Raw genomic sequence first — 18,625 nt, forward strand, 5'->3', positions numbered from 1 at the left:
CGGGGCGGGTCGCCCATCTCACGTCCCCGGGGTGCCCCCGCCGGGGTGGACGACGGCCGCGCCGCCGTACCCTGGAGGACGTGAGCACCGCGCCCGTGACCGCCCCGCCCGCCCGCCGCGACCCGCTCGCCCGCTGGCGCAGGTGGACGCGTCCGGCGCTGGTCGCGAACCTCGTCGCGCAGGTCGTGATCATCGTCACCGGCGGCGCCGTCCGGCTCACGGGCTCGGGCCTCGGGTGCTCGACGTGGCCCCAGTGCGAGCCGGGCGAGTTCACGCCCGCGCTGCACTCCGCGAGCACGATCCACCCCTTCATCGAGTTCGGGAACCGCACGCTCACGGGCGTGCTCGGGGTCATCGCGATCACGGTCGCCGTGCTCGTGTGGACCGACGCGACGCGCGCGCCCGGCTACCGGCGGCTCGGGCTCCTGCCGCTCGTCGGAGTCGTCCTGCAGGCCGTGCTCGGCGGCGTCATCGTGCTGCTCGAGCTGCCGCCCGCGCTCGTCGGGCTGCACATGATCATCTCGCTCGGGCTCGTCGCGGCGTCCACCGCGCTGGTCGTGCGGCACCGGCAGGGCGACGGTCCCCCGCGCGCCGTCGTCGGGCCGCGCCTGATCGCCCTGAGCCGGGTCCTCGTCGGCGTCGCCGTCGTGATGCTCGCCCTCGGGATCCTCGTGACCGGGGCCGGCCCGCACGGCGGTGACGAGGAGGTCGCGTACCGGTTCGCGTTCGACCCGGTGCTCGCCGCGAAGCTGCACGCCGCGTCGGTGTGGGCGTTCCTGGCGCTGCTCGCGGTGCTCGTCGTCGGTCTGTTCCGCGGTGCCGCGCCGCACCGCACCCGGCGCGCGGCGGTCGTGCTCGTCGTCGTGACCCTCGCGCAGGGGCTCGTCGGCTACGTGCAGTACTTCACGGGCCTGCCCGCGGTGCTCGTCGGCGTGCACATGCTCGGCGCCGCGCTGCTCACCGCCGCGCTGACCGCGTTCGTCAGGGAGCTGCGTCCGCGGGCGTGAGCTCGTCCCACCCGCGAGCGCGCGCCGCCGCGGCGGCGAGGATGCCGACGACCGCCGAGGGGCTGCGCAGCCGGCCCCCGAGCACCGCGGCCACGGCGTCGTCGAGCGGCACCCACACGGGGACCATGCCGGCCTCCTCGTCCGTGCGCTCGAACCGCTCGTCGTCCGGCACGGGCGAGAGCCCACGCGCGAGGAAGACCAGGATCTCCTCCGACGAGCCGCCCGGGGTCGTGTAGAAGTCGACGAGCGCGTGCCAGCGCTCGGCACGCAGGTCCGCCTCCTCGGCGAGCTCGCGCGCCGCGGTCCGGACCGGCGGCTCGTCCGCGACGTCCCGCAGCCCCGCCGGCGGCTCCCACAGCTCGGAGCGCACCGGGTGCCGGTACTGGCGCAGCAGCAGGACCCGGTCCTCGTCGTCGACCGCGATGACCGCGACCGCGCCCGGGTGGTCGACGTACTCGCGCAGCACCTGGGTCTCCCCCAGGTCCACGACGTCGCCCACGAGGTCCCACACGCGCCCCTCGTGGAGCAGCGTGTGCTCGGTGACAGGGCGCGGAGCCGCGCGGTCGGCGACCTCGGTGAGGTCCTGGTCGTCCCCGGCGCGCGGCCCCGTGCTCGTCATGTCAGTCCTCGTCCGTCCCGTGCTGCGCGAGCGCCGCACCGATCAGGCCCGCGAAGAGCGGGTGCGCGCGGTTCGGGCGCGACTTGAACTCCGGGTGCGCCTGCGTCGCCACGAAGTACGGGTGGGTCTCCCGCGGCAGCTCGACGAACTCGACGAGCGACCGGTCGGGCGAGACGCCCGAGATCACGAGACCGGCCGCCTCGAGGCGGTCGCGGTAGCCGTTGTTGACCTCGTAGCGGTGCCGGTGGCGCTCCGAGACCTCGGTCGTGCCGTACGCCTCCGCGACGACCGAGCCGGGGGTCAGCACCGCGTCGTACGCACCGAGGCGCATCGTGCCGCCCAGGTCACCCGCGCCGTCGACGATCGCGAGCTGCTCCTCCATCGTCGCGACGACCGGGTCGACCGGGTCGGTGTCGAACTCCGACGACGACGCCCCGGGCAGGTCGAGCACCGAGCGCGCGAACTCGATGACCATGCACTGCAGGCCCAGGCAGATCCCGAGCGTCGGCACCTTCTGCTCGCGCGCCCAGCGCAGCGCACCGAGCTTGCCCTCGATGCCGCGCACCCCGAACCCGCCGGGCACGAGCACCGCATCGACGCCCTCGAGCGCGAGCTTCGCGCCCTCGGGGGTCTGGCAGTCGTCCGACGTGACCCAGCGGATGACGACCTTCGCGTCGTGGTGGAACCCGCCGGCACGCAGCGCCTCGGTCACCGAGAGGTACGCGTCGGGCAGGTCGATGTACTTGCCGACGAGCGCGACCTCGACGCGGTGCGCCGGGACGTGCACGCGCTGCAGCAGCTCGTCCCAGCCGCTCCAGTCGACGTCCCGGAACGGCAGCCCGAGACGCTGCACGACGTACGCGTCGAGGCCCTCGGAGTGCAGCACGCGCGGGATGTCGTAGATGCTCGGCGCGTCCTTGGCAGTCACGACCGCCTCGGCGTCGACGTCGCACATGAGCGCGATCTTGCGCTTCGTGGACTCGGGGACGTCGCGGTCCGCCCGGCACACGATCGCGTCGGGCTGGATGCCGATCGAGCGCAGCGCCGCGACCGAGTGCTGCGTCGGCTTCGTCTTGAGCTCACCGCTCGGACCGATGTACGGCACGAGGGACACGTGCAGGAAGAACACGTTGTCGCGGCCGAGGTCGTGGCGCACCTGGCGGGCAGCCTCGAGGAACGGCAGCGACTCGATGTCGCCGACCGTGCCGCCGATCTCGGTGATGATCACGTCGGGTGCCTGGCCCTCGGCGGGGTCCGCCTGGGCGCGCATGCGCAGCTTGATCTCGTCGGTGATGTGCGGGATGACCTGCACGGTGTCGCCCAGGTACTCGCCGCGACGCTCCTTGGCGATGACCTGCGAGTACACCTGGCCGGTCGTGACGTTCGCCGAGCCGACGAGCTCCACGTCGAGGAAGCGCTCGTAGTGACCGACGTCGAGGTCGGTCTCCGCGCCGTCCTCCGTCACGAACACCTCGCCGTGCTGGAACGGGTTCATCGTCCCGGGGTCGACGTTGAGGTACGGGTCGAGCTTCTGCATCGTGACCCTGAGGCCACGGGAACGAAGGAGCCGACCGAGGGAGCTGGCCGTGAGGCCCTTGCCCAGAGAGGAGGCGACGCCTCCGGTGACGAAGATGTGCCGGGTCGTGTTGTCCGACCGCCCGGAGAGTCGATTTGCGCGCTCTGCCACGGGCTTCCACTCTACCCGACGCGGGCGCCGGACCCGGACCGGGCGGTCGGCGCGTCCCTGACGGGCTGTCGGCCCGCGCGCGGCGCGTCAGCGGGCTCGCGCGCCACCGTCGGAGCCGGAGCCGGAGCCGGAGTCGTCGGAGCCGCTGCCCACGAGCCCGTAGACCCGCACGAGCTGGGCGACGACCTGCGCGACGTCGGGCAGCTCGGCCGACCGCGCGGACGACGCCACCCGCAGGGCCTCGCGACGGTCGTCGTCCGTCAGCACCGTCCGGACCGCCTCCGCGAGCCGCTCCGCGGAACCGACGGGCACCAGCACCGCGGCGTTCCCCGTGACCTCGCGCGTGCCGCCGGCGTCGGTCGCGACGACGGCCGCCCCGACGCGCAGCGCCTCCTGGACCGCGATCGGCTGGCCCTCCCAGACGGCCGTCGAGACGACGACGTCGGCGGCGGCCAGCAGGTCCGGGACGTCGCCGCGCCGGCCCAGGAGCCGTACAGGCAGGCTCTCGTCCCGCACGCGCGCCCCTAGCGCACCCTCGAGCGGCCCGTCCCCCGCGACGACCCACACGAGCTCCGGCGCGGGCCCGAGGAGCGCCGCGGCGTCGAGCAGCGTGTCGAGGCCCTTCTGCGGGGCGAGGCGCGCGACCGTGACCGCGAGCGAGGCGCCATCCGGCACCCCGAGCGCGGCCCGGACGTCCGAGCGCGACCGGGCCGGCGGCGCGGTCGTCGGTGCCGGCACCAGGGCGCGCTCGGCCTCACGGGCCCCCCGCGCGGCCGTCCGTGCCACGAGGTCGCCCGACACCCCGAGCACGACGTCGGCGCCCCGGGCCACCACGACCTCGAGCACGGCCGAGACCGTGCGGACCGCACGCCCGCCGACGGGCAGGTTGTGCAGCGTCACGACCGACCGGGGTCGGACCCGGCGGGGCAGCGTCCCTGTGGCGATGACCGCGAGCGCCCCCGCCCGCAGGCCGTGCGCGTGCACCACGTCGGCGCCGCGCACGAGCCGGCGCAGCTCCCGGACGGCACGCGCGTCGGCGGCGGGGCGGGGTCGGTCCGCGATCTCGACGGCCCGGAACGCGGCCCGGGTCGTCCCGCCCACGACGGTGCGCTCGACAGCCGCCGGGCCGACCACCTGAACCTGCAGCGCGCCGACGTCGCCGCCGGCGCAGGAGAGGGCTGCGGCGATCTGCGCGACGTGGCGTGCGACGCCCCCGGCGCTCGACCCGAGCACCTGCACGACCCGCCGGGTCATGCGCCCCTCCCCTGGTCCGTCGCGCTCGTCGAGCGGGTGGCGCCGCGGCCGGCGCCGGCCAGCGAGCGCACGATGTCCCGGTCGAGCCCGAGCACGACGCTCCCGGCGACCACGAGCGTGACGACGCCACCGCCCGCACCCGCGCTGAGCGCCGCGGCCGTCCCGTCCCCGACCAGCGCGAGCACGCCGTCGGACACGAGGCGGCCCGCGACCGCGCCGAGCGTCCCCCCGAGGGCGAGCACGAGCAGCGTGCGCGCGATGCCGCGGAGCGCGTCCCGCCCGGCGGCCCGCCGCAGCTCGATCAGCAGCGCCGCACCGGCGACGAGCATCCCGACCGCGTTGCCGGCGCCGAGCGCGACGAGGGTCGCGGGGGTCTGCGCGTCGGGCAGCACGAGCAGGCACGCGACGAGCGACGCCACGACCACGACGAGCCAGCCGACCGCCGCCGCCCGCACCGCCGCCCTGCCGCGGTCGAGCGCGTAGAGCGCGCGCGAGACGTGGAACAGCAGCGCGTACCCCAGCAGCCCGGGCGCCATCCAGGTGAGCGCCGGACCCATCGCGAGGAGCAGCTCGGGGTCCCCCTCGGGCGCGACGCCGACGAACAGGCTCGCGACCGCGGGAGCAGCGGCGACGACGGCCGCCGCCCCGAGCCCCGACGCGACGAGCACCGCGCGCGTCGTCCGCGCCGCGAGCCGCGCGAAGCCGTCGCGGTCCGCCTCGGCGGCCCGCTCGGCCAGCCGCGGGAACGTCGCTGTGGCGAGGGGCACCGCGAGCACCGCGTACGGCAGCACGTAGACGGCCTGCACGTACAGGAAGACGGCGGGGGTGCCCGCGGGCCCCGTGTTCGCCAGCGCGAGGACCACGAGCACCGCGCCCTGCTGCGCGACGAGCGCACCGACGCCCGCGAACGCGAGCCGGCGCACGTGCGCGGCGACCCCCTCGGGGAAGCGCAGCGTCGGCCGCAGCCGGACGCCGGAGCGCCAGACCGGGACGAACAGCGGCAGGCTCATCGCCACGACGCCCGCCGTGGTGCCCCAGGCGAGCCAGCTCAGCGCGTCCTCGGGCACCGCGGCGGGGGCGGTGCCCTCGCCCGCGGACAGTGCCCCGTAGGCGAGGTACGCGACGATCACGACGACGCTCGACAGGACCGGGGCGAACGCCGGCCAGAAGAACCGGCGCTGCGCCTGCAGGACGCCCGCGAGCGTCACGGCGATGCCGTACAGCGGCACCTGCACCGCAAACACGATGACGAAGAACCGGACGAGGTCCTCCTGGCCGGGGTCGTCGGACAGGTGCGCGACGACGCGGGCCACGGGCTCGGCGAGGAGAGCGAGGAGGGCACCGAGCGGCACGAGGACGACGAGCACCCAGCCCAGCACCGCGGACGCGATCCGGTCGACGTCCGCGCGCACACCGCGCGCGATCGGCCCGGCCAGCGCCGGCACCAGCGCGCCCGCGAGCGCGCCACCGGCCGCGACCTCGAAGATGACGTTCGGCAGCGCGTTCGCCGACGCGTACGCGCCCGCGACCGAGTCGGCTCCGACGTTCGACGCGAGCGCGAACGTCCGCGCGAAGCCGAGCAGCCGGCTGACCACCGTGACCACGGCGATCATCGCCGCCGCCCCGGCGAGCCCCCCGACGAGCGCCCGGAGCCGCGGGCTCACGCGCCGGTGCCCTCGACCCGCACGGGAGCCGCCGGGCGCCGCCCCCACGCGTCGACCTCCCGCAGCACGGGCGTGCGCGCGATGACCTCGGTGAAGCTGACCCGCTCGCTCGCGAGCGTCAGGGCCACCAGCCCGGCGAGCACCCCGTGCCGCACCGGACGGCTCGCCTCGACGACCACAGCGGTGCCGAGCATCGCCCCGAGCGCGTTCGCCCCGCCGTCGCCGAGCATGTCGCGCTCCGCGAGGTCGGCCTCGAGCCCGGCCGCCGCCGTCCCCAGGACCGCCGCGGCGAGACCCGCACCGGGACCGCCCGCGAGCGCGAGCGGGGCCGCCGTGAGCCCCACGGCCTTGAGCGCGCGCCCGGGCCTCAGGTCGAGCAGGTTGACGAGGTTGGCCGACGCGGCGACGAGCGCACCCGACACGAGGACGTCGAGCCCCCAGCCCGCGGCCGAGCGCCGCGAGCCGTCCGCCGCGCGCACCGGCGTCGCGATCACCGCGGCGAGCACCGCGCCGGCGCCGATGCCGAGCACCTTGAGCCCGCCGGTCGTGACGCGTCCACGGGCGAGCGCACCGAGGTGGCCGCGCAGCCCCTTCGTCCGCTCGGTGGTGTCCTCCGTCAGGTCGTCGACGACGCCGAAGGACGCCGCGGACCCGGTCGCGACCGTTGCCGCGAGCGCGCCGCGCACGCTGCCCGCCCCGAGGACGCCCCCGACGAGCGCGCCCGCCGCGGCCGCGGGACCGGCCAGCATGCTCACCGGCTCACCACGGTGGTTCGTGCGGGTCCAGCGCGCCGTCCCACCCGGGACCTCGTCCAGCAGCCCGCGGGCCACGAGCGTCGCGGTCGCCGCTCCTGCGGCCCCGAGCACGCGCCACAGCGGTCCGACCGTCATCCGCCGGCCCCGGCGGCGTTCGGGTCGGCCGGCACCGCGGAGGTCGGCGTGCGGTCCACGGGCGGGAGCACGACCGGCTGCGGCAGCACCGTCTGCTCCTCGCCGAAGCCGTAGTGGCCGTTCGTGCCGCCGATGCGCGCGTTGAGGGCGAGCGCGACGGAGATCTGGCCGGGAGCCTGGTCCGTGCCCGTCACGGTCGTGAGGCGGTCCGCGAGCTCGGGGTCGGCGAGCACCGCGTCCGTCAGCGTCGCGGCGTCCCGCGGGGCGTCCGCCAGCACGGCGCCCTCGGACACCTCCTGCGCGGCCGCGAGGATCGCGAGCTGGGCGCTCGTCGTGCTCTCCTGCTCCTCGTCCCCGGGCGTCTCCGCAGCGGCGGCAGCCTCGTCGAACGGGCTCACCACGACGACCGCGTCGGCCGCCGTGACGACCGGCTCCGTCACGGCGATGAGCGCCTGGTCGCCCTCGTCGAGCAGGTCGAGCAGCGTCGACGCGGACTCCGACAACGTGTCGGGGGACGTCGGCGAGGCACCGGTGAGCCCCTGGGCGAGCGCCTGGGCGAGGATCGCCTCGTCCTGCGCGTCGTCCGCGGGCGCCGGGTTCAGGTACTGCACGAAGGTCCCGGCGAGAGCGCGACGCATGCTGCGCAGCTCCTCGTCCGTCCACACGTCGGTCACGGTCACGTGCGCCGTCAGGGTGGCGCCGGCGTCGGTCAGGGACGCGTCGATCGCGGTGGCCCGCTCGGGGTCGATCTCGCCGAGGGCGACGACGGCGACCCGGCGACCCTCGAGCGTGCCGTCGACGAGCTGCGGCCCGGCGGCGCTGATCCACGCCGTCGAGTTCGCGAGGCGCGCCTGCGACGTCTCGAGCTCGGTGCGGAGACCGTCCTTCTCGGCGCGCAGCATCTCGACCTGACCGGTGAGCGTGTCGCCGATCGTCTCCTTGAGCGGTCCGGCGCCCAGCGCGATGCCGACCGCGAGGGCCAGGAACACCGAGATGAGCGAGACGATGTGGTAGCGGAAGTCGATCACGTGAGGATCTCTCGGTTGCAGGCGGGCGGCGTCAGGCTCATTCCTGGGGTTCTCCCACGAGCGAGCCGAGCCACGAGAACAGGTCGTCGAACCGGGCGCCGGCGAGGCCGGCGAGCGTCTGGCCCGCGGCGGTCGACGCGAGCGCGACGGTGAGGGCGAGGAGCCCGGCGAGCACGAGCAGCACGAGCTGCACGTTCGAGATGCGGTGGCGGTACAGGCGCGAGACGCCCTTGGCGTCGACCAGCTTGCCGCCGACGCGCAGCCGCGTGAGGAACGTGCTGGCCATGCCGGAGCGGCCCTTGTCGAGGAACTCCACGAGCGTCGCGTGCGTCCCGACCGCGACGATGAGCTCGGCGCCCTTGTCGTCCGCGAGCAGCATCGCGACGTCCTCGCTCGTCCCCGTCGCCGGGAAGACGACGTGCCCGACACCGAGCTGCTCGACGCGGGCGAGCCCGGGTGCGCGCCCGTCGCGGTACGCGTGCACCACGACCTCCGCACCGCACCGCAGGGCCCGGTCCGAGACCGAGTCCATGTCGCCGACGATGAGGTCGGGCGTCCACCCCGCGTCGAGGATCGCGTCCGCGCCGCCGTCCACGCCGATGAGCACGGGCCGGTACTCGCGGATGTACGGCCGGAGGGTGACCAGGTCCTCCTTGTAGTGGTAGCCGCGCACCACGATGAGGACCTGGCGGCCGTCGATGTCCGTGTCGATGTCGGGCACGCCGACCCCGTCGAGCAGCAGGTCCCGCTCCCGGCGGAGGTAGTCCATGGTGTTCGCGGCGAACGACTCGAGCTGGACGGACAGCCCGGCGCGCGCCTCCTCCATCGCCGCGGCGACCGTCTCCGCGGTCTGCAGCACGCCCTCGGCCACGAGCGTGTCGCCGTCGTAGACGGCCCCGTCGAGCACCCGCACGGCGTGCCCCTCGGTGATCGCCATGACGTCGGGACCGAGGTCGTCGACGAGCGGGATGCCCGCCTCGAGGAGGATCTCGGGACCGAGGTTCGGGTAGCGGCCCGACGTCGAGCGAGCGGCGTTGAGCACCGCGGCCGGACCGCACGCGACGAGCGCCTCGGCCGAGACGCGGTCGATGTCCAGGTGGTCGATGACCGCGACGTCGCCGGGCCGCAGGCGCTTGGTGAGCGCCTTCGTCCGGGGGTCGACCCGGGCCGGACCGGCGACGCCGGGCTCGTCAGGCAGGGAGGCGCGCTTGCGCAGGGGAACTCTCATCGCCCGTCATCGTCCCACGCCGGAGAGCTCCAGAAGCTCAGCCGCGTGCGAGCGCGCCACCTCGGAGTCTTCCTGACCGGACAGCATGCGGGCGAGCTCGCGCACACGGTCGGCGCCCGTGACGGAACGCACGTCCGACTCGGTGACGACGTCGACCCCGTCGGCGTGCGACTTGGTCACCACGAGGTGCTGGTCCGCGAACGCCGCGACCTGGGCGAGGTGGGTCACGACGAGCACCTGGGAGTCGCGCGCGAGCGCGGCGAGCCGGCGGCCGACCTCGACGGCCGCCTTGCCCCCGACACCGGCGTCGACCTCGTCGAACACGAACGTCCCGGGCCGGTGCGCGCCCGATCCCGGGGACGTCGCGAGCGCGACCTCGATCGCGAGCATCACGCGCGAGAGCTCGCCGCCCGACGCGCCCTTGCCGAGCGGACGTGCGGGGGCGCCGGCGTGCGGCACGAGGAGCATCTCGATCGCGTCGAGCCCGTGCGGCCCGGGCTCCGGCGCGGGGGCGACGTCGACGACGAGCCGCGCGCCGGCCATCGCGAGGCCCGCGAGCTCGGTGGACACCGCCTCCGCGAGCACGCCTGCCGCGTCCTGACGGGCCCGGGTCAGTCGCTCCCCGAGCTCGGCGAGCCGCGCACCCAGGGCGTCACGCTCGGCCTCGAGCTCCGCGACCCGGTCGTCGCCACCCTCGAGCTCGAGCAGCCGCCGCCCGGAGACGTCCGCCCACGCGAGCACCTCGGCGACGTCCGCGCCGTAGCTGCGCGTCAGCGTCCCCAGCTCGGCGCGCCGCCGCTGCGCCGTCTCGAGCCGGGCCGGGTCGGCCTGGAGGTCCTGGACGTACGACGAGAGCTCGGCGGCGGCGTCCGCGACCAGGTAGCCGGCCTCGGCGACCCGGGTCGCGAGGGCCGCGAGCGTCGCGTCGTGCTCACCGACGTTCTCGAGCAGGCGGCGCGCGTGGTCGATCACCGCGCTCGCCGAGCCGTCCGCGGTCGCGTCGTCCTCGCCGACGAGCGCGGTGTGCGCGCCGGACGCGGCCGCACGCAGGTCCTCGGCGTGTGAGAGCCGCTCGACCTCGGCGGTCAGCTCGACGTCCTCGCCGGGCTGCGGGTCGATCCGCTCGACCTCGCTCAGCCCGAGCCGCAGCAGCTCCGCCTCGCGCGCCCTGTCCTGGCTGCGCTCGACGAGCTCGGCGAGCTCCGCGACGACGGCCTGGCGCGCGTTCCACGCCTCGCGGTACCGCTCGAGCGTCGCCGCGTGCTCGGGGCCGGCGAACGCGTCGAGCGCGGCGCGCTGGCGCGACGGTGACCGCAGCCGTGCCTGGTCGGCCTGGCCGTGCACGGTCACGAGGGCGTCCGCGAGGTCCGCGAGCACGCCCTGCGGCACCGAGCGACCACCGAGGAAGGCACGCGAGCGCCCAGACGTCTCGGCGGTCGCCGCGCCGACGGTGCGCAGGACTACGAGCGTCCCGTCGTCGTCGGTCTCCGCACCCGCGTCCTCGGCCCTCCGGAGCACGGCGGAGCCCTCCGGCTCGACGATGCGGCCCTCGACCGACGCGCTGCGCTGCCCGGTGCGGACGACCGCCGGGTCGGCCTTGCCGCCCAGGAGCAGCGAGAGCCCCGTGAGCACCATCGTCTTGCCCGCGCCCGTCTCTCCCGTGAGCACGGTCAGGCCGCGCCCGAGCGCCACGTGCGCGCGCCCGATGACGCCCAGGTTCTCGATCCGGATCTCCTCGAGCACGCTCAGTCCTCGTGTCCGTCGGTGGGGAGGGCTCGTCGCCCCCCGTTCGGCTTCTCGCCGCGCCACCCCTCGACGGGGAGCGCGAACTTGTTCACGAGCCGGTCCGTGAACGGGGCGTGGCTCAGCCGCGCGAGGCGCACCGGCACCGGGCTGCGGCGGACCTCGACGCGCGAGCCCACCGGCAGCTCCGTGCTGCGCCGCCCGTCGCAAGTGACGACCCCGCTCGCCGGCGAGCGCCCCAGGATCTCGACGGCGAGCACGCTCGACGGCCCGACCACCAGAGGCCGCGCGAAGAGCGCGTGCGCCGAGAGCGGCACGAGGATCATGCCGTCGACGTCGGGCCACACGACCGGTCCCCCGGCCGAAAACGCGTGCGCCGTCGATCCGGTCGCCGTCGCGAGCACGACCCCGTCGCACCCGAACGACGACAGCGGCCGCCCGTCGACCTCGATGACGACCTCGAGCATCCGCGCCCGGTCGCTCTTCTCGAGCGCGGCCTCGTTGAGCGCCCAGCCGGTCTGGGGCGCTCCCCCGCCCGGGGTGTGCACGCGGACGTCGAGCGTCCCGCGCTCCTCGACGGTGTAGGCGCGGTCGGCGAGGCGGCGCACGGCCTCGACGATGTCCTCGCGCTCGCTCTCCGCCAGGAACCCGACGTGCCCCAGGTTGACCCCGAGCAGGGGGACCCCGGTGCCGCGCGTCAGCTCGGCCGCCCGCAGGATGGTGCCGTCACCGCCCAGGACCATCGCAAGGTCGAGGTCGTCGACGGGCGGCGGGGTGCCGTCGTCGTCGGCGATGACCGGCACGAACCCGGCGTCCTTGAGCGCGCGCACGGCCTCGTCGGTCGCGGCCACCGCCTCGGCACGGCCGCCGTGGGTCACGACCAGGACGCGGCGGCTCACGCTTCTCCTCCGTGCGCGACGACGACCTCGACACGGCGCGCGAGCTCGGCGTCGGTCAGCCCGGCGCCGACGCCCTCCGCACCCGCCCGCCCGGCACCGACCGGGCGCACACCGGTCGCTCCGGCGTCGGTCGCCCTGGCGTCGGTCGCCCCGGCCTCGGTCGCCCTGGCCTCGGTCGCCCCGGCCTCAATCGCCCGGGCGTCGGTCGGCCCGGCGTCGAGGTGCCCGGGCCCCGCGGGTGCGGGTTCGCCCGCTTCCGCCGCGGCGGTCCCGCTCACGGGCGGCGTCGGTCGGGCAGCGGACGCCGCTGCGCCGTCGGCGCGACGCAGCCACAGGAAGAACTCGACGTTGCCGCTCGGCCCGGGCAGAGGGCTGGCGCAGACGTCCACGACGTGCAGCCCGAGCGCGACGGCGGCCCGCGCAACCGTCAGCACGGCCTCGGCGCGCAGCCGGGGGTCGCGCACGACGCCACCCGACCCCAGCCGCTCCCGGCCGACCTCGAACTGAGGCTTGACCATGACCACGAGGTCGGCGCCGTCCGCGACCACTCCATGGAGCGCCGGGAGCACCAGCGTCAGGGAGATGAACGAGAGGTCCGCGACCACGAGCTCGGGCGGCGGCACCAGGTCGCCCGGAGCGAGGCTCCGCACGTTGACACCCTCGCGCGACTCGACGCGCGGGTCGGTGCGCAGCGCCTCGACGAGCTGACCGTGCCCGACGTCGACCGCTGCGACCCGGCGAGCGCCGTGCCGCAGCAGCACGTCGGTGAACCCGCCCGTGCTGGCGCCCGCGTCGAGGCACACCCGGTCCTGGACGCGCAGGCCTGCGGGGACCCACCGGTCGAGCGCGCCGGCGAGCTTGTGCCCCGCGCGGGAGGCGTAGCCGGGGTCGTCGTCCGCCGCGACGGTCACCGACTGCTCGTCCCTCAGCGCGGTGGCGCTGCGGGCGGTGGCGACGCCATCCACGGCGACGCGTCCCGCGGCGATCAGCTCACCCGCGTGACGGCGCGAGCGTGCCAGCCCTCGGCGCACGAGCTCGCTGTCCAGACGTGCGGTCACCACGCTCAGCCCTCGGTGTCCGCGAGGCGGTCCTGCAGGGCGGCATGCACGCCGTCGAACACCGCGACGTGCTCGCGCAGGGGCAGCTCCTCGAGCATCGCGAGGAGCGTCATCGCCTCGTCGACCGCGTGGTCGCCCGATCCGCCGTCGTGCAGGGACGCGTCCTCGGCGACGTCGCGCGGCGCGGCGGCCGGCCGGGCCACGCGGACGCTCGCGGGCGTCGGTCGCGGGGACCCGTCGGCCGCCGTCGCGGGCGAACCGCTGGGCGCGGGAGTCGGGGCGTTCGCGCCGACCGCGACTGCAGCCAGACCAGGCGCGCTCGCCCCGGGGAGGGGGGTGGCGACGGGGGTCGCGGAGGACGCCGCGCCGGGTGCGGACGGCGCGGCAGGGCCGGACGGGTGGGCGGGCACCGGCACCCGGCCGCCGAACGCCCCGGCGGACGGCAGCGGCACCGCGCGCGCCGTGTCGACGTGCTCGTCCATGTCCGTCCTCCCGTCGTCGTCGGACCGCGCCTCGTGACGCGCCACCCGGCCCGGGCACACGCTACCTTCCGGTACCGACCTCGCCCGGTTCGCCCACACCGAGGTCCGGCACGGAGCTCGGGTCGAGCGCGAGACCGGCGTCGACGGCGTCCCACGCCGCCGCGCACGCCGCGCGCACGAGGTCGGCCCCATCATCCCCCGGCTCCGGGCCACGGTGCAGGTCGAGGCGCCCGTCGGTGACGCGCGCGGCGGCACTGCGGCAGACCCACCACCCCTCGGCGGACCGCTCGGGCAGCGGGTGCGGCTCGAGGAGCGAGAGCAGGTCGACGCCGATGAAGTGCGGGCGTTCGCCCGGAGCCGCCAGGACGTCGTCGCGCGCCGAGCTGACGCCGGTCAGCACGTGCAGCCCGGGGATGTCCCCGGCGCGGGCGCCGGCCAGGTCGGTGTCGAGGCGGTCCCCGATGACGAGCGGCGCCGTGGCCCCGGCGCGCGCGATCGCCATCCGGTACATGTCCGGCGACGGCTTGCCCGCACTGTCCGGAGCGACGCCGGTCGCGGCGCGCACGGCACCGACGAGCGAGCCGTTGCCCGGGGCGAACCCGCGCGCGGTCGGCAGGCTGAGGTCGAGGTTGCTGGCGACGTGCCACGCCCCGCGCTGCACCGCGTACGCCGCCTCGGCGAGCTGGGCCCAGCCGAGGTCGGGCGCGAATCCCTGGGCCACGGCGTCGGGACCGTCGTCCGCGGACTCCACGACGGTGTAGCCGGCCGCAGTCACCGCGGTGACCAGGCCCGCCCCACCGACCACGAGCACCTTGGCACCCTGCGGCAGCCGTGTCCGCAGCATCTCCGCAGCCGCCTGTGCGGCGGTCATCACCTCGGCCGGTTCGGCGGGGATCCCGAGCCCCGTCAGCTGCTCGGCCACCGACTCGGGCTCGCGCGACGCGTTGTTCGTCACGAAGACGAGCCGCATGCCGCGCAGCCGAGCGCCGCCGAGCCCTTTCGCCGCGCCCATGATCGGCTCGTGACCGCGGTAGGCGACGCCGTCGAGGTCGACGAGCGCCAGGTCGTGCGCCTCTGCGAGCGGGACGTCGCTGCCGAGCAGCCCGCGGCTCACGCGTCGCCCTCGCGCCCGCGCTCGGCGATGTCGACATGCTCGGCGCCGTCGGGCCCGTCCGAACCGTCGAGCGCCTCCACGCGGTCGTTCGCGTCGACAGAGTCGCCCCCCTCGGGCCCGTCCGCTCCGACCGCGGTGTCGCCGGCGTCCCCCGAGGGCCGCTCGTCCGCGTCGTCGCGTCCGTGCGCACGGTCCGCACCCTCGGCGACGTCCACGCCGTCCGGACCGCCGACGGCATCACGCGGCCGCCGCTCGTCCGCGCCGTCCTCGACAGCGCGGTCGTCCGCCTCGTCCGGGTCCGCCGCCCCGTCGCGCCCGTCCACGGGGTCCGCCTCGTCCACGTCGCCCGCTCCGTCACGCCCGTCCGCGGGGTCCGCCTCGTCGGGGCCGTCCACGTCGTCCACGGCGACGTCGCCCTGCTCAGGGTGCGCAGCACCGTCCGCATCGCCGCCGTCCACGTCACCCTCGTCGGGCGTGTCCGCCTCGGCAGCGTGCTCGTCCTCGTCGAGGTCGAACACGACGACGTCGTCCTCCTCCTCGGCAGCGCCCGACGCCTCGTCGAGCTGCGCCTGGGTGTAGCCGGAGAGCACCTCGCGCGCCTCGTCGGCACGCCCGGCAGCCTCGTACGCCGCCGCGAGAGCCTGCGCGACCCGCACGGTCACGACGCCCGACGCGTCCCGGACCGCAGGGGCCCGGAGCACGGCGATCGCCGCCTCGGGCTCACCGAGGTCGAGCCGCGCCCCGCTCACGACGATCGCGAGCTCGACGGACTCGGCGGGAGTCAGGCTCTCGGCCTCGGGTGTGGACGCGAGCGCGAGGGCGCGCTCCGGGCGCCCGAGCCCGCGCTCGCAGTCCGCCATGACGGCCAGGTGCTCCGACGAGCCGTTGAGCCGGCGCACCGTGCGCAGCTCACGCAGCGCCTCGGCGAACCGTCCGGTCCGGTAGGCCGCCAACCCGGCCGCCTCACGCACGACGTCGACGCGACCGGCGCGGCGTACCGCGGCCTGGGCGTGCTCGTACGCGAGCTCGGGGTCCGAGTCGAGCAGACGCCCGGTCATGACCAGGTGCAGCCCGACGTTCTCCGCGTTCTCCTTGCTCAGCGTGCGCAGCCGAGCCCGGACGGCCCGGTCGAGGTCGGAGAAGGCGATGTCGTCGGGCAGCTCGGGAGCGACGACGCGCTCGGGCTGCGGCGGACGCGTGGGCCGGCGGTCGTCGTCACCGGACCGGCTCGACGACTGCTCACCCCGGCCCCACGGGCGTGCGGCGCTGGGCCGCTCCGCGCCCGGACGAGCCGGTCGGTCACTGCCGAACCGGTCGGACCGCACGCCCGAGGAACCGGACGCCCGATCGGCCCAGGGGCGAGCGGCCCGGTCCCCGCTCGGACGGCCGCGGTCGACGCTGCCCGACCGTTCGCCGAACCGTGCCCCGCGCTCGGCGCCGCCCGCCCCGAACGAGGGACGGTCACCGCGAGGCGCGTAGGGCCGATCACCCGCGGGCCGCTGGCTGCGCTCGCCGGAGCGACCTCGGTCGTCGAACCGCGGCCGGTCGTCGGGCCGCGCCCGGTCCCGCGACTGCGGGGCGTCGTACCCGGAGCGGTCGCCCGTCGCCCGTGCAGCCCGGTCCTCGGATCCGTGCCGTGCGTTGCGCGACGGGTAGCCCCCAGCACCGGGCCGGCTCCCACGCTCGGCGGAGTAGTGGGACGAGCCGCCGGTAGGACGCTCCCCCGGCCGACGGTCGCTGCCGCCGGACGCGGGGCGCTGCGTGGAGGGCCGCTCGGAGCCCCGATCGGGACGCTGACCGCCGCCGTAGGACGGACGGTCGCCCGACGACCGCTGACCGCCGGCGCGCTCGTCGCGCGGACGCTCCGGCGCACCGCCGCCGCGCGTGTACCCGACACCACCCTGACCGGACGGACGACGATCACCCTGCTGCGGGCGTCCGGGACGGCTGCCCGCGACACGGGGAACGCCACCGGACCCTGCGCCGTACGGACGGGGCCCGGAGCCGGGCGCGCGCGAGGGGCGGGACTCGTCGGCACGTCCCGGCCGCGCGTCGCCGCGAGGCGTCCACGAACGGTCCCCGGCACCTCGATCCGGCCTGCCATAGCGCTCGCCGGACCCCGCGGGTGCGCCGTAGCGCCCTGCTGCTCCGCGCGGGCCGTCAGTTGCGCGGAACGACCGCTGACCGTCGGATCCACCGGAGGAGCGACGCTCGTCACGGTCGCCGGACCCACGCCACGACGACCCCGTACCCCGGGGCGAGCTGTCGCGATCAGGGCGGTCGAAGGAGCGCGCGCCCGACGTACCCGCGCCTGAGCGGGGCTCCCACGACCGGGCGGACCCGCTGGAGGACCGGGCCGCGGATCCCCCGCGAGCCGGCTGGGACGAGCGGTCGCTGTTCGACGGACGCTCGCCACGTCCGGTCGACGAGCCGTACGGGCGGGCTGAGCGGTCGCTCGCACCGCTCCGCGCGCCGCCACCGAACTCCCGCCGGGCTCCGCCTCCGCTGCCGGGCGCCGAATCGCGGCGAGCGCCGCCGGACGCGGTGTCACGACGGTCGCCGCTCGCTGAAGCGCCGGCTCGGAACGAACGATCGTCGCGGCCGCCAGCTCCGCCCGCGGTCCTGTCGCCACTGGGACGCCCACCGCTCGAGGCCCCGCCGAAGGAGCGGTCCGCGGAGCGTCCGGTTCCGTTCCCCTGCGGGCGCTGCGCTCCGCGCGCGTCGGACCGGTCGCGCTCCGAGCCTCGGTTGCGATCGTCGCTGTTCATCTATGGACTTCCCCTCATCGGACTGCAGACGCTCATGATCGCACCCGTGGCGCGACCGGGACACATCGCTCGACCCGACGGCCACTCGATCGCGCTCACCGAGAGGGGCGCACGTCGCTGGCGACAGAGGAGCGTGTGGTGGATCTTGGACGGCATGTCGACGGCCGGCCGCCGTCACGTGTCACAACACACAAAAGTCCGGGGAAACAGAAAGAGCCACCCCGTATGGGGTGGCTCTTTCTGAATGATGTCCGGCGGCGACCTACTCTCCCACACCCTGGCGAGTGCAGTACCATCGGCGCTGAAGGGCTTAGCTTCCGGGTTCGGAATGGGACCGGGCGTTTCCCCTTCGCTATGACCGCCGTAACTCTGTCGAGTTATGACTAACGGGAGTTCCCGTTCGTCTCTCGGGAACCGCACAGTGGACGCGTCGCACAAAAGTAATGTGGTGAAGTTGTCGGCTTATTAGTACCGGTCAGCTTCGTGAGTCTTTAGTCCCCACTTCCACATCCGGCCTATCTACCCAGTGGTCTAGCTGGGAGCCTCTCAGGGAACGAGTCCCCGTGGAAACCTCATCTTGAAGCAGGCTTCCCGCTTAGATGCTTTCAGCGGTTATCCCTTCCGAACGTAGCCAACCAGCCGTGCTCCTGGCGGAACAACTGGCACACCAGAGGTTCGTCCGTCCCGGTCCTCTCGTACTAGGGACAGCCCTTCTCAAGTTTCCTGCGCGCGCAGCGGATAGGGACCGAACTGTCTCACGACGTTCTAAACCCAGCTCGCGTACCGCTTTAATGGGCGAACAGCCCAACCCTTGGGACCTACTCCAGCCCCAGGATGCGACGAGCCGACATCGAGGTGCCAAACCATGCCGTCGATATGGACTCTTGGGCAAGATCAGCCTGTTATCCCCGGGGTACCTTTTATCCGTTGAGCGACGGCGCTTCCACAAGCCACCGCCGGATCACTAGTTCCGACTTTCGTCCCTGCTCGACCTGTCAGTCTCACAGTCAAGCTCCCTTGTGCACTTGCACTCGCCACCTGATTGCCAACCAGGCTGAGGGAACCTTTGAGCGCCTCCGTTACATTTTGGGAGGCAACCGCCCCAGTTAAACTACCCACCAGGCACTGTCCCTGATCCGGATTACGGACCGAGGTTAGATATCCAGAGCGACCAGAGTGGTATT

The 18,625-nt window shown here is 75.2% G+C and carries 14 protein-coding genes and 2 rRNA genes; 1 reads left to right on the forward strand and 15 read right to left on the reverse strand.

The features are described from left to right. The first annotated feature begins 80 nt into the window (after nucleotides 1–80). Nucleotides 81–1,007, forward strand: a complete 927-nt coding sequence (locus ACWFNE_RS17110; protein WP_452123621.1) for a COX15/CtaA family protein — start codon at nucleotides 81–83, stop codon at nucleotides 1,005–1,007. Here ACWFNE_RS17110 and ACWFNE_RS17115 read toward each other — a convergent pair. The 15 genes from ACWFNE_RS17115 to ACWFNE_RS17185 form a co-directional block, all read right to left on the reverse strand. Continuing rightward, complete coding sequence (locus ACWFNE_RS17115) at nucleotides 982–1,626, reverse strand: NUDIX domain-containing protein (protein WP_452123622.1); 645 nt, start codon at nucleotides 1,624–1,626, stop codon at nucleotides 982–984. The genes ACWFNE_RS17110 and ACWFNE_RS17115 overlap by 26 nt on opposite strands. Before the next feature lies 1 nt (nucleotide 1,627). Continuing rightward, nucleotides 1,628–3,313 (reverse strand): CTP synthase, encoded by a 1,686-nt coding sequence (locus ACWFNE_RS17120; protein WP_452123623.1) that lies wholly within the window; start codon nucleotides 3,311–3,313, stop codon nucleotides 1,628–1,630. Nucleotides 3,314–3,400: 87 nt separating this feature from the next. Further along, the gene (locus ACWFNE_RS17125; RefSeq protein ID WP_452123624.1) at nucleotides 3,401–4,567 is read right to left on the reverse strand and encodes a glycosyltransferase family 4 protein; all 1,167 of its coding nucleotides are present in this window, start codon (nucleotides 4,565–4,567) and stop codon (nucleotides 3,401–3,403) included. Then, entirely contained in the window at nucleotides 4,564–6,231 is a 1,668-nt protein-coding gene (murJ, locus tag ACWFNE_RS17130) for a murein biosynthesis integral membrane protein MurJ (RefSeq protein ID WP_452123625.1), read from the reverse strand. Before murJ ends, ACWFNE_RS17125 begins: the two co-directional genes overlap by 4 nt. Further along, complete coding sequence (locus ACWFNE_RS17135; protein WP_452123626.1) at nucleotides 6,228–7,121, reverse strand: hypothetical protein; 894 nt, start codon at nucleotides 7,119–7,121, stop codon at nucleotides 6,228–6,230. Before ACWFNE_RS17135 ends, murJ begins: the two co-directional genes overlap by 4 nt. After that, nucleotides 7,118–8,149, reverse strand: a complete 1,032-nt coding sequence (locus tag ACWFNE_RS17140; protein ID WP_452123627.1) for a copper transporter — start codon at nucleotides 8,147–8,149, stop codon at nucleotides 7,118–7,120. Before ACWFNE_RS17140 ends, ACWFNE_RS17135 begins: the two co-directional genes overlap by 4 nt. Before the next feature lie 37 nt (nucleotides 8,150–8,186). Beyond that, complete coding sequence (steA, locus tag ACWFNE_RS17145) at nucleotides 8,187–9,377, reverse strand: putative cytokinetic ring protein SteA (RefSeq protein ID WP_452123628.1); 1,191 nt, start codon at nucleotides 9,375–9,377, stop codon at nucleotides 8,187–8,189. A gap of 6 nt (nucleotides 9,378–9,383) precedes the next feature. Continuing rightward, complete coding sequence (recN, locus tag ACWFNE_RS17150; RefSeq protein ID WP_452123629.1) at nucleotides 9,384–11,120, reverse strand: DNA repair protein RecN; 1,737 nt, start codon at nucleotides 11,118–11,120, stop codon at nucleotides 9,384–9,386. Between the two features lie 2 nt (nucleotides 11,121–11,122). Further along, nucleotides 11,123–12,019 carry an NAD kinase gene (locus ACWFNE_RS17155; protein WP_452123630.1) on the reverse strand — a complete coding sequence of 299 codons (897 nt, stop codon included), beginning with the start codon at nucleotides 12,017–12,019 and terminating at the stop codon, nucleotides 11,123–11,125. Next, nucleotides 12,016–13,077: a TlyA family RNA methyltransferase gene (locus ACWFNE_RS17160; protein ID WP_452123631.1), complete on the reverse strand. Its 1,062-nt coding sequence runs from the start codon at nucleotides 13,075–13,077 to the stop codon at nucleotides 12,016–12,018. Before ACWFNE_RS17160 ends, ACWFNE_RS17155 begins: the two co-directional genes overlap by 4 nt. A gap of 5 nt (nucleotides 13,078–13,082) precedes the next feature. Continuing rightward, the gene (locus tag ACWFNE_RS17165) at nucleotides 13,083–13,559 is read right to left on the reverse strand and encodes a hypothetical protein (protein WP_452123632.1); all 477 of its coding nucleotides are present in this window, start codon (nucleotides 13,557–13,559) and stop codon (nucleotides 13,083–13,085) included. A gap of 61 nt (nucleotides 13,560–13,620) precedes the next feature. After that, nucleotides 13,621–14,673: an HAD-IIA family hydrolase gene (locus tag ACWFNE_RS17170; RefSeq protein ID WP_452123633.1), complete on the reverse strand. Its 1,053-nt coding sequence runs from the start codon at nucleotides 14,671–14,673 to the stop codon at nucleotides 13,621–13,623. Next, nucleotides 14,670–15,998, reverse strand: a complete 1,329-nt coding sequence (locus ACWFNE_RS17175; protein WP_452123634.1) for a hypothetical protein — start codon at nucleotides 15,996–15,998, stop codon at nucleotides 14,670–14,672. Before ACWFNE_RS17175 ends, ACWFNE_RS17170 begins: the two co-directional genes overlap by 4 nt. Before the next feature lie 1,692 nt (nucleotides 15,999–17,690). Then, a 5S ribosomal RNA gene (gene rrf, locus ACWFNE_RS17180) occupies nucleotides 17,691–17,807 on the reverse strand. A 79-nt stretch (nucleotides 17,808–17,886) separates the two neighbouring features. Beyond that, nucleotides 17,887–18,625, reverse strand: a 23S ribosomal RNA gene (locus tag ACWFNE_RS17185); the annotation flags it as partial.

It is taken from the genome of Cellulomonas sp. NPDC055163, from assembly GCF_053607065.1.

Excerpts from the sequence above, each read along its gene's own strand:
- steA (WP_452123628.1), bottom strand. The coding sequence starts at position 9,377 with ATGAGAGTTCCCCTGCGCAAGCGCGCCTCCCTGCCTGACGAGCCCGGC.
- ACWFNE_RS17135 (WP_452123626.1), bottom strand. The coding sequence starts at position 7,121 with ATGACGGTCGGACCGCTGTGGCGCGTGCTCGGGGCCGCAGGAGCGGCG.
- ACWFNE_RS17125 (WP_452123624.1), bottom strand. The coding sequence starts at position 4,567 with ATGACCCGGCGGGTCGTGCAGGTGCTCGGGTCGAGCGCCGGGGGCGTC.
- ACWFNE_RS17115 (WP_452123622.1), bottom strand. The coding sequence starts at position 1,626 with ATGACGAGCACGGGGCCGCGCGCCGGGGACGACCAGGACCTCACCGAG.
- ACWFNE_RS17165 (WP_452123632.1), bottom strand. The coding sequence starts at position 13,559 with ATGGACGAGCACGTCGACACGGCGCGCGCGGTGCCGCTGCCGTCCGCC.